This window comes from Actinoplanes missouriensis 431, from assembly GCF_000284295.1.
GTDB lineage: Bacteria > Actinomycetota > Actinomycetes > Mycobacteriales > Micromonosporaceae > Actinoplanes > Actinoplanes missouriensis.
In genome coordinates this window covers 1020686-1035311 of record NC_017093.1, presented here as the reverse complement: position 1 = coordinate 1035311, position 14626 = coordinate 1020686, and the positions used below count along the sequence as shown (strand labels likewise).

Annotated in this window: 15 protein-coding genes and 1 tRNA gene; 10 read left to right on the top strand and 6 right to left on the bottom strand. The window is 70.9% G+C overall.

Features of this window, described 5'->3' with window-relative positions:
* Window positions 1–93: 93 nt before the first annotated feature.
* Window positions 94–3192 carry a hypothetical protein gene (locus AMIS_RS42270; RefSeq protein WP_014441086.1) on the bottom strand — a complete coding sequence of 1033 codons (3099 nt, stop codon included), beginning with the start codon at window positions 3190–3192 and terminating at the stop codon, window positions 94–96.
* A gap of 142 nt (window positions 3193–3334) precedes the next feature.
* Window positions 3335–5032, bottom strand: coding sequence for a copper resistance CopC/CopD family protein (locus AMIS_RS04860; protein WP_014441085.1), 1698 nt, complete (start codon window positions 5030–5032; stop codon window positions 3335–3337).
* A gap of 47 nt (window positions 5033–5079) precedes the next feature.
* Here AMIS_RS04860 and AMIS_RS04855 point away from each other — a divergent pair, with 47 nt between their 5' ends.
* From AMIS_RS04855 to AMIS_RS04840, 4 genes are all read left to right on the top strand, one after another.
* Complete coding sequence (locus tag AMIS_RS04855; RefSeq protein ID WP_014441084.1) at window positions 5080–5628, top strand: sigma-70 family RNA polymerase sigma factor; 549 nt, start codon at window positions 5080–5082, stop codon at window positions 5626–5628.
* 94 nt (window positions 5629–5722) lie between these two features.
* Window positions 5723–6205, top strand: a complete 483-nt coding sequence (locus AMIS_RS04850; protein ID WP_051041838.1) for a MauE/DoxX family redox-associated membrane protein — start codon at window positions 5723–5725, stop codon at window positions 6203–6205.
* On the top strand, window positions 6202–6942 hold the full coding sequence (locus AMIS_RS04845) for a DsbA family protein (protein WP_014441082.1): 741 nt from the start codon (window positions 6202–6204) through the stop codon (window positions 6940–6942). The genes AMIS_RS04850 and AMIS_RS04845 overlap by 4 nt, the downstream gene beginning before the upstream one ends.
* Window positions 6939–7934 (top strand): hypothetical protein, encoded by a 996-nt coding sequence (locus tag AMIS_RS04840; protein ID WP_014441081.1) that lies wholly within the window; start codon window positions 6939–6941, stop codon window positions 7932–7934. Before AMIS_RS04845 ends, AMIS_RS04840 begins: the two co-directional genes overlap by 4 nt.
* Before the next feature lie 13 nt (window positions 7935–7947).
* Here AMIS_RS04840 and AMIS_RS04835 read toward each other — a convergent pair whose 3' ends face one another.
* Window positions 7948–8304, bottom strand: a complete 357-nt coding sequence (locus AMIS_RS04835; protein ID WP_041829556.1) for an Asp23/Gls24 family envelope stress response protein — start codon at window positions 8302–8304, stop codon at window positions 7948–7950.
* 221 nt (window positions 8305–8525) lie between these two features.
* On the opposite strand from AMIS_RS04835, the gene AMIS_RS04830 reads away from it, so the two are divergent.
* Window positions 8526–8948: an S-adenosylmethionine decarboxylase family protein gene (locus tag AMIS_RS04830; protein WP_014441079.1), complete on the top strand. Its 423-nt coding sequence runs from the start codon at window positions 8526–8528 to the stop codon at window positions 8946–8948.
* 20 nt (window positions 8949–8968) lie between these two features.
* Window positions 8969–9445: a thioredoxin-dependent thiol peroxidase gene (bcp, locus tag AMIS_RS04825; protein ID WP_014441078.1), complete on the top strand. Its 477-nt coding sequence runs from the start codon at window positions 8969–8971 to the stop codon at window positions 9443–9445.
* 173 nt (window positions 9446–9618) lie between these two features.
* On the opposite strand, the gene AMIS_RS04820 is transcribed toward bcp, so the two are convergent.
* Window positions 9619–10599 carry an alpha/beta fold hydrolase gene (locus AMIS_RS04820; RefSeq protein ID WP_014441077.1) on the bottom strand — a complete coding sequence of 327 codons (981 nt, stop codon included), beginning with the start codon at window positions 10597–10599 and terminating at the stop codon, window positions 9619–9621.
* Between the two features lie 66 nt (window positions 10600–10665).
* On the opposite strand from AMIS_RS04820, the gene AMIS_RS04815 reads away from it, so the two are divergent.
* Both AMIS_RS04815 and AMIS_RS04810 read left to right on the top strand, forming a co-directional pair.
* A complete protein-coding gene (locus AMIS_RS04815; RefSeq protein ID WP_014441076.1) occupies window positions 10666–11262 on the top strand; it encodes a TetR/AcrR family transcriptional regulator in 597 nt (198 codons plus the stop codon).
* 97 nt (window positions 11263–11359) lie between these two features.
* Window positions 11360–11443 (top strand) — tRNA-Leu (locus tag AMIS_RS04810).
* A 57-nt stretch (window positions 11444–11500) separates the two neighbouring features.
* On the opposite strand, the gene AMIS_RS04805 is transcribed toward AMIS_RS04810, so the two are convergent.
* Together AMIS_RS04805 and AMIS_RS04800 are read right to left on the bottom strand one after the other, a co-directional pair.
* Window positions 11501–12451: an expansin EXLX1 family cellulose-binding protein gene (locus tag AMIS_RS04805; protein WP_014441075.1), complete on the bottom strand. Its 951-nt coding sequence runs from the start codon at window positions 12449–12451 to the stop codon at window positions 11501–11503.
* A gap of 109 nt (window positions 12452–12560) precedes the next feature.
* Window positions 12561–13376 carry an MOSC domain-containing protein gene (locus AMIS_RS04800; RefSeq protein WP_014441074.1) on the bottom strand — a complete coding sequence of 272 codons (816 nt, stop codon included), beginning with the start codon at window positions 13374–13376 and terminating at the stop codon, window positions 12561–12563.
* Between the two features lie 39 nt (window positions 13377–13415).
* Here AMIS_RS04800 and AMIS_RS04795 point away from each other — a divergent pair, with 39 nt between their 5' ends.
* Both AMIS_RS04795 and AMIS_RS04790 read left to right on the top strand, forming a co-directional pair.
* The gene (locus tag AMIS_RS04795; protein ID WP_014441073.1) at window positions 13416–13721 is read left to right on the top strand and encodes a hypothetical protein; all 306 of its coding nucleotides are present in this window, start codon (window positions 13416–13418) and stop codon (window positions 13719–13721) included.
* Window positions 13722–13787: 66 nt separating this feature from the next.
* Window positions 13788–14612, top strand: coding sequence for a MurR/RpiR family transcriptional regulator (locus tag AMIS_RS04790; protein WP_014441072.1), 825 nt, complete (start codon window positions 13788–13790; stop codon window positions 14610–14612).
* Window positions 14613–14626 lie beyond the last annotated feature (14 nt).

Below are 14626 nucleotides of genomic sequence, written 5' to 3'. Positions count from 1 at the left end.
TGAGCTTGCGGTGCCGACCGTTGAGCGCTGCTGCGGGGATGCGGGTGGGCGCGTGCGTGTGTGCGGATGCCGGAAATATCCGGCATCCGGGGATCAGGACTGTGGATGGTCGCGACCCTGGCTTTGGCTGCGATCCTGACTGGGGCCACGATCCTGGATGGGGTCGCGATCCTGACTGAGGTCGGGACCCTGGCTGGGCTCGGGATGCTGGCTGGGGCCACGGTCATGGTGGCGGTCTTGATCACGGTCGGCAGCGGGGCGGCCCGCTACGGTTCGGCGGCGGCGGCGCTCGGTGGTGCCGGCCAGGAGCTCGGCGGCCTCCTCGCGATAGCTCAGCGCTTTGGGCCGCGGCTTATCAGCGGATTGGCGCGGTTTGCTCGCCAGGTTCGACGCCTGCGCCTCGGAGGATTCGCTTTTCGGAAGCGTCGCTTTGACAGGCTCATCCTTGGAAACCGGCACCTTGACGGGCTCGGCCTTGGGAACCGGCGCTTTGACGGGCTGCGTTTTTGGAAGCGGCGTCTTGATGGGCTCGGCTTGCAGGAGTGGCGCCTCGACCGGCTGCGTTTTCGGAGACGGCGACTCGACTGCCTTCTCTGAGGCGCGGGCGGCCATCGACTCGGCGGCCTTGATCCAGGCGGCGGGGGCGCGGCGAACTACGCCCGTTTTGCCGGGTGTGACGGATGTCGGTTTGCCAGTGAGGCGGCTCTGCGCCTGGGCCAAGGGGTTGTTCTTTCGGGCGGCCTTCCTGCTTGCCGGTTTTTCCGATTTTTCTGGCTTGGCGGGTGGGGCCGGGATGGTGGTGTCAGCCTGCTCTGAGGCGGGGGCCGGTTTCGGGTCCAAGGCCGGTGGCATTCCGGCGGCGGAGGTTGCGGGCAGTTCCGGCGCGGCCACCGGGCTGCTCGGGATCGGCAGGATCGGATCCTTCGGGCTCGCCGGAGCGGCCTCCGCCGGGCCAGCTGGAGCGGGCTCCGCCAGGACGGCCGCAACGGGCTCCGCCAGGGCGGCGGGAGCGGCTTCGGCCGGAGCGGCTGTTGCGGGTTGTGCTGGGGTGGGTTCGGCCTGGAGGGGCTGGCTGGGCTTCGCTGCTGGGGGCCATGTCGGCGGCTTGGCTGGTGGGGTGTGCTGCGAGCGTGCTGCCGGGATCGGCGGGGTGGCGGTGCGGCCGCCGGTCAAGCGGGTCAGGCCGATGGCGGTCCAGTCGGTGGCGGCTGGGCCGGTTTGCAGGGCGATGCGAGAGACCGGGGATTTGGCGGGTGCCGCCGCTGGTGTCGCTTCCTGAACAGCTCGCGGTAGCGGGGACTTCGCATCGTTCGGGGCGGCGTTCTTTCGTGCTTGCTTCTTGGAAGCCTGTCGGCCGCCTGTTCCGCCCTGCCGGGGAGCTTCCGCGAGGGTGGCTGGGCGCGCCTCCAAGGGGGCAGCGGTCTCCGCGTCGGCGGCCGGCTGCGGCTTCGAGGCGGCGGGGGTCTCGGCAGCTGGCGCGGCCTGAGGCTCGGAAGCAGCAGCGAGGGGCGCGGGCTCCGGCTTGGGAGCGGCAGCGGGCGCGGGCTGGGGCTCGGCAGCGGCAGCGGCAGCGGCAGCGGGCGCGGGCGCGGGCTCGGAAGTGGCGGCGGGCGCCGGCTGGGGCTGGGGGGCTTTGGCTGCTTCGGGCCTGGACTGGCCTGGCAGGGATGTGGGGCGGGACGGTTCGGCTTCGGCGGCTTTGCGGGCTGCGGCCTCGCGGAGGCGGGCGGCTGCTCGGGCTTCGGTCTGGCGGGCTCGTTCGGGGGCGGTTGCGGCTACCCAGGCGCCTACCGCTGTGGCGTGGAATTCCGGGATGTCGTCGGGTGTGGCCGGGCGGCGGTTCGCGCGGCGGGCGGGGATGGTGGCGGGTTGGTGCATACCGGACAGTGCGGATGTTTCGCCCAGCAGGTTGAGGGGTTGGCCGGGTGCGGGGGTTCGCGAACCGGCGCCGAGAAGCGCGGTGCCCGTGGCGACCGCGCCCGAGGAGCCCGCACCTGCGGAGCCCGTCCCTGGGGAACCCGCACCCGCGGAGACCGTGCCCGCGGAGACCGTGCCCGCGGAGACCGTGCCCGCGGAACCTGCACCGGCGGAGACCGTCCCCGGGGAACCCACGCCGGACGACGTGGCTCCCGACGAAGTGACACCGGACGAGGTGACGGCTGAGGGAGAAGGCGCGGGGGAATCCGCGACGGAGGACGCGTTGCCGGGCAACGCGAGCGGGGAACCCACGGGCGATCCGAGCGGGGACCCCGACGGGGACCCGAGCGGCGCACCCAGCGGAGACCCGAGCGGCGAGCCCAGGGGTGAACTCAGTGGGCTGCCGGGCAGGGCACCGCCGGACGCAGCGCTGGGCGCCTTCGGGGGCCAGGCGAACTCGGGCAGCGCCGGCGGGCGGACCGGCCGGGCATCGGCCAGAGTGCGCGGGCGGTGAGCGCCACCCTGGCGGGGGCCGCCGGAACGAGAGACGACGCCGGACGGCAGCGGCGCCCCGATCGCCTGCATCAGCTCCGGGACCTGGCTGGGCTCGACCACGTAGACGATCTCGCGGCGGCGGCCCGGCCAGACCAGGGCCACGACGCCGGCCATCAGGAGCAGGGTGCCGAGCGTGATCAGGCCCCAGGTGCTGGAGTTCAGCCAGCCCGGCCGGATCTCGGCGACGGCGGCCAGGCGGTTCACCGGTGCGCCGCCGGCGCTCATCACGACCAGGCTGTGCGAGCCGGTCAGCGTTCCGGGGACGAGGTCGAGCGCGCCCTGCCCGGTGCGTGTCCAGAATGCCTGCTGCCCGGGGATCCCGTACGGCGCCCGGGGGCCGGCGACCCGGGTGGAGGTGATCGGGAGCGTCCCGGTGCCGATGTCGACGGCGTCGATGCGGGTGTGTGACACCCCGGCCAGATAGTGCTCGACCTCGGTGGACGGCGCGAGGCCGATGAAGCCGGGACCGTCGGTGGTGGCCACGGTGAGCCGCAGCTGGGTGTCGCCGATCCGCGCGAAGGGGGCGTCGTCGCGCAGCAGGCGGTCGATGTCGGGCACCACTACGGCGTAGCCGGGAACCGCCAGTTTCTGCAGCTCACCGCTGAAAGCGCCGCCCGGGTCGCGGTGTTGCATGACCGTCCACAGCGCGGCGCCGGCCAGCAGCGCGGGCAGCCCGACGGCCAGTAGGAGCATGCCGAGGATCGTGCGGAACACCCGCATCTCTTCTCCCCCTTCCCAGGCGGTACTGCGCAGACCATACAGACGCAAATAACCTCAAAATGGGCGAATGGGAACGTGATCCCCGATTGATATGCGAACGGCCCGGCACCCTTCAGGGATGCCGGGCCGTGGAAGCGCTCGGTTACTTGATGTTCGCCGTCATGGTCAGCGTGGACTGGTCGATGTCGCTGGTCCGGGCGGTGAACTTGAACGTCCACTCGCCGGCGGCCGGCAGCGCGATGTCACCGATCGCGTGGAAGTCGGTGATCCGCAGCAGCGGGATCTCGATCGGCTCGATGCCCTTGTCGGCCAGCGCCGCGGTCGCCTTCCACTCGACCACGGGCAGCGGCTTGTTGTCCGGCGTGTAGGCGTACAGGTGGATGGAATTGTTGCCGACCGCGGCCGGGAAGATGTCGACCTGCAGGGACATCTTCTCCGCGGTGAGGGTCTGGGTGACAGTCGTGCTGGCGGCGCCGGTCTCGGCCGCCTCGGCGGTGCGCGGCGGGGAGATCTGCACCAGCGCCGCGGTGATCGCCAGCACGACCGCGGTGATCGCGAGTTCGATCGAGACGATCCGGCGCAGCGGGCCGGGCGCCTCCTCGGCGCTGCGGTCCCGGACCAGCTTGCGGGAGTACGCGGCGACCCCGATCACGATCGCCGCCAGACCGATCTTGGCGAGGATGAGCCGGCCGTAGGTGCTGTTGATCAGGCCGTCCAGCGACGCCACCTCGATCAGCGCCTGCACCACACCCGCGAAGATCAGCGCGCCGACCGCGGCGGCCGCCCAGCGCGACCAGATCGGCAGGATCGCGCCGAGCTCGCGGCCGTTCGCCCTCGGCAGCAGGAACCCGAAGAGCATCACCAGGCCGCCGAGCCAGACCGCCATCGCCGCCAGGTGGATCGCGTCGATCACCACCGAGACGCCGGCCACCGGGGAGGCGGTCGGGTGCCCGGTCAGCGGCCAGGTGGCGAGCGCGGCCACGCCCAGCACGCCGAGCAGCGCCAGATCCAGCTTCGACTCGCCGCCCCCGCCGCCGCGCGGGCCGCCGAGCAGCGGCCGGAGCAGGAACGCCGCCGCGATCACCACGCCGAGCCGGACCAGCATCACCGCGCCGAACGTGCTGCCGAGCACGTCGCGCAGGTCACCGACCCGCACGTCGAAGAGCCCGACACCCAGCGTGTACGGCGCCTGCAGGTACAACCCGAGCAGCGTGCTGCCGGTGACCAGGCCGATGCCGGTCCAGATCAGCCGTCCCGGCCCGCTGCGGTCGAGACGCTGCGGCCACAGCAGCGCCAGCACGAGCACCGGGCCGACCAGGAGCACCAGGCCGACGTACCCCAGGTATTTGCCGACCGGGATGAGCGCGCGGACCACCGGATCGACCCGGACCTGGTCTTCCGCCGACGCCGCAGGCGGCGTCGACGCGGCGCCCACCGAATAGGTGATGGTCCCGGCCACCGGGTGGCTGTCGGCGGAGATGACGCGATAACTGACCAGGTACGTCCCCCGGCCGCCGCCCGACCGCAGCGGGATCGTCACCTCCCCGCCGCTGACCGACGGGTCGCCCTGGTTCGCCTGCGAGCCGTCCGGCGCGATCACCCGGATCTTGCCGGGAATCAGCTGGACCGACTCGCTGAACGTGAGCGTGACCCGGTTCGGCGCGTCCGGAACGATCGTCCCCATGCCCGGGTCGCTGCCGACCAGCGCGGCGTGCGCGCTCGCCGGCGCGGCGGACAGCAACGTCCCGAAGAATCCGAGCAGTAAACCGGCCAGCACGGCCAGCACCCGGCGGCGGTCAGTCAAGATGCACTCCGTTTCCGGTGGGGGAAGCCCTTGCATGGTTCCAGATACCGACCGGGACTGCCGATTCGCGTACCATTCGGCTCGTGACGGCTGGTGAGCACGAGACGGACGAGACCACCGCGCTGGCCCTGGCCGCCCGTGACGGCGACCGGTCGGCGCAGGCCGCGTTCGTGCGTGCCACCCAGGCCGAGGTGTGGCGTTTCACCGCCGCGCTGATCGACCCGGGCACCGCCGACGACCTCACCCAGGAAACGTACCTGCGGGCGTTCCGGGCGCTCGACACGTTCGCCGGCCGGTCCAGCGTGCGCACCTGGCTGCTCGGCATCGCCCGGCGGGTCTGCGCCGACCACCTGCGCTCGGTGGTGCGCCGCCGCCGGCTCGACGCCCGGCTCGCCGCGCAGGCCGTCACCGAGCTGCCCTCCCCCGACCCGGCACACCGCCTGAGCAGCGCGGACCTGCTGAGCCGGCTGAGCGACGAGCGGCGGACCGCGTTCGTGCTGACCCAGGTGCTCGGTTTGTCGTACGCGGAGGCGGCCGAGGTCGAAGCGGTGCCGGTGGGGACGATCCGGTCGCGGGTGGCCCGCGCCCGCGATGAGCTGATCACAGCTGTTTCCCAGGCTCAGGCCAGCTGATTCAGGGTCTTCCGGCCCTGCGTGTGACGCCTGTCCCGGAGTAGACATGATCGGGAACCGGGCCGGAACACCGAGCGTCTAACGGGGCGTGACCATGGATAGAACATGGCCGTGGATCTCCACGGCGGCTCGGCTCGCCCTGGCCGCGGTCTGGCTGGTCGCCGGGGCGCTCAAGGTCGGTGACCTCGGTGCGTCGGCGCGGGCGGTCAACGCGTACCAATTGATGTCCTACGACACCGCCAAGATCGTTGGCTCGGTCCAGCCGTTCCTGGAGATCGCGCTCGGGCTGCTCCTGCTGATCGGTCTCGCGACCCGGCTCACCGCGGGCATCTCCGCGGTCCTGCTGGTGGTCTTCATCGCGGGGATCATCTCGGCCTGGGCGCGCGGTCTGCAGATCGACTGCGGCTGCTTCAGCTCCGGTGGTGAGCTGGCTGCGGGCAAGGAGACCGTGTACGGGCTGGACATCCTGCGGGACCTGGCGTTCCTGGCGTTCGCCGGGATCCTGCTGTGGAAGCCCCGGACCAGGTTCTCCGCCGACAGCGCCCTGATGGGCGACATTCCGATGGGGGCACGATGAGCAAGGGTCAGCGGGACCGGGCCACCAAGGCCCGGGAGATCGTCGCGAAACAGAAGGCCGCCGAGCGCCGCCGCAAGGTCACGCTCTGGACCTCGGTCGGTGTGGTCCTGGTCCTCTTCCTCGCCGGCCTGGTCGGTTACACCGTGATGTCCCAGCAGGACGACGGCACGGTGGTCACCCCCGCCGCGGCGGTCGACGACGGCACGGCGTTCGCCGTCGGCACCGGTCCGGTCGTGGTCGACGTCTACGAGGACTTCATGTGCCCCGCGTGTGAGAGCTTCGAGCAGTCCAGCGGCACCACCCTGCAGAACCTCGCCGAGGCCAACAAGATCACGTTGCGGATCCACCCGGTGGCGATCCTGGACCGCTTCTCCAACGGCACCGAGTACTCGACCCGCTCCGCCGGCGCTGCCGCCGCCGCGGCCGAGGCCGGCAAGTTCCTCGAGTTCCACAACGTGCTCTACGACAACCAGCCCGCCGAGAACAGCGACGGCCTGGACAACGCGAAGATGATCGAGCTGGCCGCGTCGGTCGGCCTGACCAGCGAGACTTTCGTGAACGCCGTGAACGAGGGAACCTACAAGGCGTGGGCGACCGAGGCGACCGAGAAGTTCTCCGACCGCAACCTCACCGGCACGCCGACGATCGTGGTGGACGGCACGAGGCTGACCGGCCCGAACGACACCGTGCCGACGACCGAGCTGCTCACCCAGACCATCGAGAAGGCGGCCGGGTGACGCGACTGCTCTCCGCGGTTTTGGTGATCGCCGGCCTGATCCTCGGGCCGGCGACGCCTGCTTTCGCGCACGCCGGCGACACCACCGAGGTGAGTTCGTACCGCAGTCAGGTCACCGGGCTGAGCAGTCCGCTGGACGGCCTGAGCGTGCGAGTCGTCGAGGGCGGCGCACGCCTGGAGCTGAGCAACTCCAGCGGCCGGACGATCGAGGTGCTCGGGTACTCCGGTGAGCCGTACCTCGAGGTACGCCCGGACGGCACCTACGAGAACGTGAACTCGCCGGCCACGTACGTCAACGAGACGCTCGGCGGCGAGACCCCGCTGCCCGCGAACGCCGACCCCACCGCCGCGCCCGCCTGGCGCAAGGCCTCCTCGGACACCACGGTGCGCTGGCACGACCAGCGGGCCCGCTGGGTCGAGGCCGGGCTGCCGCCGCAGGCCGTCGCCGACCCGGACTCCGAGCACCGGCTGCGCGATTGGACGATCCCGCTGCGTGACCAGGTGCGGGTCTTCGAGATCCAGGGCATCCTCGACTACGAGCCGGCCCCGCTGACCTGGGCCTGGTGGGTGGGCGCGGCCCTGCTGGGCCTCGCGGTCGCCCTCGTCGCCGGTCGGTGGCCGAGGTCGGCCGGGCCGCTCGCGCTTCTCGGTGGTCTCGCCACATTGGGGTACGCGTATGCGCGCACGGCCGACGGCGCCGGACTCCCCGGCGTTCTCGTCCTGGCCGGGCTGATCGCGGTCGCGGCGGCCTACCGGCATCCGCCGTTCTTCCTGGCCCTGGCCGGATTCGTGCTCGCCGCGTTCGCCGGTTTCGGCAGCGCCGACGTCTTCTTCGCGCCGGTCGTGCCGGCCGCCGGTCCGGGCTGGCTGGCGCGCGCGGCGGTCGCGGTGGCGATCGGCGCCGGCAGCGGGCTCGCGCTCACCGGGGTGCTGCGACTGCGCGCGGCGACCCCGGCACCCGCACCGGCGCCGGATCCGGTCGCCGTCCAGTGAGCCGCTCCGGGCGTCAGACCCCGGTGATGTCGTCGACGTTCACGTTGACGGCGACGACGTTGAGTCCGTAACCGGTCAGCGCCTCGGTCACCTTCCGCTGAACCTCGCCGGTCACCTCGGCGACCACCCGGCCGGCCTCCAGGACCAGTACGACGTTCACCGTGACGTTGTTGTTGCTGATCTTCGCGGAGACGCCGCGGCTCGCGTCGCCGACCTCGTCCAGGCCGACCTTGTCGAGGACGCTGTTGAAGAACCGGGCCACGTCACCGCCCAGATCCGCGACACCGGGAACCGCCCGGGCCGCCGCGACGGTGATCTTCTCCACCACCTCGCTGGAGACGGTGGTGGTCCCGTTCGTGGCCTCGCTCATGACCTGATCTCCACTCTCGACGTCTGCGCCCGGAGTATATGACTCGGTGCGCATAACACCATCGAAAGCGCTTTCTGTTTTCCGGTCGGCAACCGTTTCCGCCATTGCAGGGCCCCCTACCCACGGATTCCCCACCGGTCCTGACCTGCACAAACATTGACACACTCCGGAATGGAGTTAAGAGGTAACGTTCAGTTATTCCTACGGAACGGGGAGGATCAATGGACCATTACGGTGACGAACTCACGCTCCGCCTCTCGGCAGTGAGCGACATCCGGCCCCTCGACGACGACCAGACGCTCACCACGTTCATGCGGGAGCTGGTCACCCGGATCGGCATGACCGTGATCGCCGGGCCGCTCGTCGCCACCGAGGGCGGCACACCGGAGAAGGCCGGCAAATCCGCGGTGGTGATACTCGCCGAGTCGCACGCGGCCGTGCACACCTATCCTCACCTGCGCGAAGTCCTCGTCAACGTCTTCTCCTGCAAGCCGTTCCGCGAGTCCGACGTGCTCGCCGAGTTCCACCGCCTGGTCGGCGACTTCGAGATCACCGAGCGCTCGCTGTCCCGCCGCGGCGAGGAATGGCCCCGCGACCTGACCGCCGCGAGACAGCTCTGGAGCGGACAGCGAGCGGCCGCCTGACCGGCACTATCGTCGGTTCCATGACTGAAAACGTGCGTCTGGCCGCCGGCGACGCCGCGCCCGACTTCACCCTGCCCACCGACAACGGGGACAGCCTCTCGCTCAAGGACCTGCGGGGGCGCAAGGTCGTGCTGTACGCGTACCCCGCCGCGATGACGCCGGGCTGCACCAAGCAGGCCTGCGACTTCCGCGACTCCCTGGCCTCGCTGCAGGCCGCCGGCTACGAGGTGGTCGGCATCTCGCCCGACAAGCCGGCCAAGCTGGCGACCTTCCGCGAGCGCGACGCCATCACGTTCCCGCTGGTCAGCGACGAGGACAAGAGCGTGCTCACCGCGTACGGCGCGTTCGGCGAGAAGCAGCTCTACGGCAAGACCGTGACCGGCGTGATCCGCTCCACCTTCGTGATCGACGAGAACGGCGCGATCGAGCGGGCCTTCTACAACGTGAAGGCCACCGGGCACGTCGCCAAGCTGCGCCGCGATCTCGGACTGGACTGAGGCTTCCCAACAGTCGGAAAAGTCCGGCGAAACCCTGAAACTCCGGGCCCGCCCCGCCGATGGGGAGGGCAATCCCGCCACCCTCCCGGGCAGGCCGGGCAGCCCGGAGCTCACGGCGGCCGTCATGCGGTACCAACCCGCAAGGCGGCCGCCGTGCACGTGCCCTCCAGCCGTCAGCGTCGCGCCGGTATCGGGCCGGCGAGCACCTCACGCACCGCGTCGATGATGATCGAGGGCTGCTCGTACGGCACCAGGTGGCCGCTGTGCTCGGCGATCATCAGGCGCGAGTCACGGGACAGTTCCAGCATCCGTCGCTGGCCGTCCTGCCAGACCTGCTCGAGCGCCGCGCCCGTCGTGGCGTCGATGCCGGCCGCTGCGTAATCCTGGGGCAGCCCGCGGGCGATGACCCGGACCGGGAGATCACCGAGCTGTTGCCTCCGGACGGCGTCCTCCGTGCCGGCGATCAGGTCCGCCTCCTCCTGCTTGGCGCCGAAGTAGCCGGGCGAGCCGGCGGTCACGTCGAGGAACTCCTCCCGCTGCTCCGCGGGCACCAGACCGTCGAGAAGGGCGCCGCCGGCGACGCGCAACAACCCGAAGGTCTTGAGCGTGGCGGGGATCCACGGCGGCAGCGTGGTGGCCGTGGTCGTGCCGGCGAGCAGCGAGGCGGTACGGCGGGCGTCGTCCTCGGGCCGGGCGTCGACCAGGACGAGGCCGGCCACCTCGCCCGGGTATCGCCGCGCGAACTCCCGCACGTAGAGACCGCCGAGGCTGTGGCCCACGAGCACATACGGTTTCGGAGCGCCGATGCTGTCGAGCGCGGTGTGCAGTTCGGCGGTGATCTGCTCACCGGTACGCGGCGCCTTGGACGCTTCGCTCCACCCGTAACCGGCACGGTCGTAGCGGACCACAGTGGCATCCCGGTCGAGCCCGTCCGCGACCGCCGTCCAGGACGATGCCGCTTCGCCGCTGCCGGCTTCGAATACGACGGTGGGACCGCCGGCGCCCTCCTTCACGACGTGCAGCCGGTGGCCGCCGACGTCGACGAGGCGTCCGGGCATGGGATGAGCGGCACGACCCGCGGCGACGTTGCGCCACTCCACGATCGCCGCGACCGCCGGGACGACGACGAGAATCACCAGGAGAATCGCGATCACTCGCCGTTTTGTTAGTACAGTCGTGTTCACAAAGCCGATGCTAACACGAGCGTGTACATTCGGCGGGTGCCCCGCCTCATCGATCACAGCGTTCGCGAGCAGGCCATCGCCGACGCCGCGTGGCGGGTTCTGGCCCGCGACGGCATCCTCGCCCTCTCGGTCCGCAACGTCGCCGAGGAGGCCGGCCTGGCCACCGCGTCACTGCGCCGGTCCTTCCCCACCCAGGACGCGCTCCGCGCCTACTGCCTCGAACTCGCCGGACGCCGGGCGCAGGCGCGCCTCGACGCGCTGCCGATCGGGACGGACATGCGGCGCCATGTCGAGCAGTGCCTCGAACAACTGCTTCCGCTCGACCCGGACCGGCGGATGGAGATGGAGGTGTTCCTCACCCTGGGCGCGCTGGCCTTCACCAATCCGGTCATGCGGGCGTCGTTCGACACGTCGCACGCCCTCGTCGGTCAGGCATGCGCGTCCCTGCTGGGCATGCTCGCCGAGACGCCGCCCTACACCGGCCTGCGTCCGCGGCTGGCCGAGCACGGGCGCCGGCTGCAGGTCCTCATCGACGGCCTGGGATTCCACCTGGCGCACAACCCGGAACTGCCGCCGAGCTGGGCGACGCATGAACTCCGGCGTTATCTGGACGCCCTCCGCGAAGCCGCCTGACGCACAGGGGCCCGTACCATCGGCGGTCACCGACGCGCCATGAACGGAGCCGACGGTTTAGACTCCTCCCAACGAGTTTGCCTGTCGGGCAAATGGGGCGGAAGTGGCGAAATCGGCAGCCGCGCGGGTTTTAGGTGCCCGTGCCCGAGAGGGCGTGGGGGTTCGAGTCCCCTCTTCCGCACGAACATGCGACGAGGCCCGGGCCAGCTGGCCCGGGCCTCGTCGCATGTTCGATGTTTCAGCAGGCGGCCGTGTCCTCCGCGGCGGCCAGGGCGACCTCGGGATCGGTCGGCGCGGCGCCGGCTGCCGGATCCGTCGTCGCGGACTCCAGGAGCGGGGACGCCGATGAGGCGCTCGGGGAGGGCTTCGGCGAGACCGAGGTCTTCACCTTGGCGGAAGCCGACCCGGAAGCCGACTCCGAAGCCGACGCTGCAGGTGAAGCGGCACCCGATGCGGAAGCCGAGGGGGACGCCTTCTTCTTCGTGGACGATGCCGTGGACGACTCCGTGGACGAGGAAGACCCGGACGACGCCCGGACACCGGTCTTCTGCACGGTTCCGGGGGTCATCTTGATTCCGGTGACGGTGCTGGTCCGCCCGTACACGTCGGTGATCTTGATTTTGAAGGGGCCCGGACCGGCGCCACCGTCGATCAGCCAGTAGTTGAAGTCGGTGCGGTGTGCGCTGGTGAAGCCGCCGCCGGAGCTCGCGACCTTGACCGACGACAACAGGTTGGCGTGGTTGTCGATGCGGGCGGCGAACCAGTACTGCGACGCGCCCTCCTTGATCCGGACGCTGATCGGGCCGGGCACCGACGGGTTCTTGACCAGCTTGTACTTGATTCCGATGATGCCGTCGATCTCGGCGCCGATCTTCTTGAACGCGGTGCGGCTCAGGTCCAGGTGGCCGGGGGCGCACTCCGGGCAGGAGTCGAAGACCTTGACGCGGACCTTGCCCTTGGGCCCGGTGACGTCGAGGTAGGCGCCGCACGACGCGCCCTCGGCGTACTGCGCCGGGCCGAGCGCCACGTACAGATCGTCGGCGGGCACCTCGAACGAGCAGTTGCCGGACGTGCCGGCCAGCTCGTAGAAGGTCGCCTTGCCGGACTTGGTGGTGGTGCTCGGCGGCGCGGCGCAGGCGGATCCGCCGGTCTGCAGGACGAGGGCGACGCCGATGATTCCGGCGATCACCGCCGCGCCTCCGGCAGCGAGCCATCGGATCGGGAACGGACTTCGGTGAGCACTCACCCCGGCGATCCTGGTGGGCGGTGGTGCACGGGGCAAATCTTCTAAGACTCTCCTAAGACAGAATCACTTCGAAGGGGTCACCTGTCCGAATCAGACCAGTCCGGCCGGCGGCCAGGTCGGGGATCAGGTTGATCGCGAAAAGCAGGCCGCCGTCGCGCCGGCGGTGCTTGCCGAGGACGTGCAGCGGCTGCCGCCCGGTCTCCCCGGTCTCCTGGTCGATGGTGGTGACCCGGCAGCGGGCGCACGACTTGGCCGCCCGGAACGTCATGTCGCCGATCCGCAGCCGCCGGCCGATCCAGTCGTCCTCCGCCCACGCGGGCGCGCCGGTGACCACCACGTTCGGGCGGAAGCGGTGCATCGGCACCGGCTCGTCGCCACCCTCGGTGAGCCAGTCGTTGACCGCGTCGAGTGAGGCCGTGTTGGCCAGCAGCACCGGGTAACCGTCGGCGAAGCTGACCCGGTCGTCCGGCTGGGCGAACTCGGCGACGGCCCGGCCGGTGGGGTCGGCCTGCCAGGTGAGCCGGACGTCACGGCCGAGGAACGCGCTGGTCCAGACCGTGTCGGCGACACGGGCGGGCACCGGGGTCTTGTTCTTGAAGACCCGCACGGCGATCTTCTCGCCCTGCTCCGGTTCGTCCAGATCGAGCTCACCGAGGCCGGGAGCGCTGAGCGTCAGGCCGCCGGGACGCGGCCGGGCGGTGAGCTGGGTGAGCAGCGGTGTCTCACGCTGGGTGATTCCGACGCCGTCGGTGTCGACGATCATCCACCGGCGGTCGCCGGTCAGGCCCCAGGGCTCGACGCCGGCTTCGTCGTGGTCCAGCCGGTGGCAACCCTTGACCGGGTACGTGTGGAGCGAGGCGATCCGCATGTCCTGCAGCTTGTCACACGCGCTCCTACGCTGACTCTCATGATTGCGCGGATGTGGCGGGGCTGGGTGGCGACCGAGCGGGTCGGTGAATACGTGACCTACATCGAGCAGACGGGTCTGGCGGCGTACCGGCGGACCCCGGGCAACCGGGGAGCTCAGATGTGGACCCGGGATCTCGGCGACGGCCGGTCCGAGGTGACGACGCTGAGCTGGTGGGAGTCGCTGGACGTGATCCGCGGGTTCGCCGGCGACGACATCGGGCAGGCGGTCTTCTACCCCGAGGACGACGCGTTCCTGATCGACCGGGAGACCTCGGTGACCCACCACGAGGTCGTCGCGACCTGACCGCGGCTGCTGCCACTTTCGGCGGACCCTCTGGTTTCTGAAAGTTTTTATGCATAGGCTCCAGGCGTGAATGAAGGAGTCGTCAAGATCTTTCAGGGTGCCCGGCTGACGCCGACACAGCGCCGGATCGCGCACTGCCTTGTGGAACACGACTCCAAGGCGGCCTATCTGTCGGCGGCGGAGGTGGCCGAGCTGGCCGGGGTCAGCCAGCCGTCCGTGACCCGGTTCGCGATGGCGCTCGGCTACTCCGGCTATCCGGCGCTCCGGCGTGAGCTGCGCGCCGTCACCGCGGACGAGCCCGCCGAGCCGGCCGGGCAGAACGCCATGCAGCGGGCGGTGCACGCCGAGACCGAGCACCTGCGCCGGCTCGGCGAGCAGCTGGACCGGCTGGAGGACGTGCGGGCCGCCGCCGAACTGCTGATCGCCAGCCGGCCGCTGCCGGTGCTCGGTCTGCGGGCGGCGGCGCCGCTCGCCGCGTACTTCGGCTATTTCGCCGCCAAGGCCTTTCCGGACGTGCGGGTTCTCGACGGCGGTGGCACCAGCCTGCTGGACCGGCTCGATCAGGCCCGCGCGGCCGGCGCCGGTGCGATGCTGGCGATCGTGCTGCCGCGCTATCCGCGCGAGACAGTGGAAGCGGTCCGCGAGGCGAAAGCGGCAGGCCTCGCGGTCGTGGCGATCACCGACTCGGCGGTCAGCCCGGTCGCCGAGTCGGCCGACGTGGTGCTGCCCGCCGCGGTCGGCACCCAGCTCGTCTTCGACCTGCACACCGGTCCGATGGCGATGGCCATGGTCCTGCTCCAGGCGATGTGCGACGCGGCGCCCGAACCGGTGCAGCGCCGCCTGGAGGAATTCGAGGCGACAGCCGCACAGCGACACATCTTTCTGGCGTGACGGTAGGAGACGAC

Excerpts from the sequence above, each read along its gene's own strand:
- AMIS_RS42270 (WP_014441086.1), bottom strand. The coding sequence starts at position 3,192 with ATGCGGGTGTTCCGCACGATCCTCGGCATGCTCCTACTGGCCGTCGGG.
- AMIS_RS04860 (WP_014441085.1), bottom strand. The coding sequence starts at position 5,032 with ATGCAAGGGCTTCCCCCACCGGAAACGGAGTGCATCTTGACTGACCGC.
- AMIS_RS04850 (WP_051041838.1), top strand. The coding sequence starts at position 5,723 with ATGGATAGAACATGGCCGTGGATCTCCACGGCGGCTCGGCTCGCCCTG.
- AMIS_RS04845 (WP_014441082.1), top strand. The coding sequence starts at position 6,202 with ATGAGCAAGGGTCAGCGGGACCGGGCCACCAAGGCCCGGGAGATCGTC.
- AMIS_RS04835 (WP_041829556.1), bottom strand. The coding sequence starts at position 8,304 with ATGAGCGAGGCCACGAACGGGACCACCACCGTCTCCAGCGAGGTGGTG.
- AMIS_RS04830 (WP_014441079.1), top strand. The coding sequence starts at position 8,526 with ATGGACCATTACGGTGACGAACTCACGCTCCGCCTCTCGGCAGTGAGC.
- bcp (WP_014441078.1), top strand. The coding sequence starts at position 8,969 with ATGACTGAAAACGTGCGTCTGGCCGCCGGCGACGCCGCGCCCGACTTC.
- AMIS_RS04800 (WP_014441074.1), bottom strand. The coding sequence starts at position 13,376 with ATGCGGATCGCCTCGCTCCACACGTACCCGGTCAAGGGTTGCCACCGG.
- AMIS_RS04795 (WP_014441073.1), top strand. The coding sequence starts at position 13,416 with ATGATTGCGCGGATGTGGCGGGGCTGGGTGGCGACCGAGCGGGTCGGT.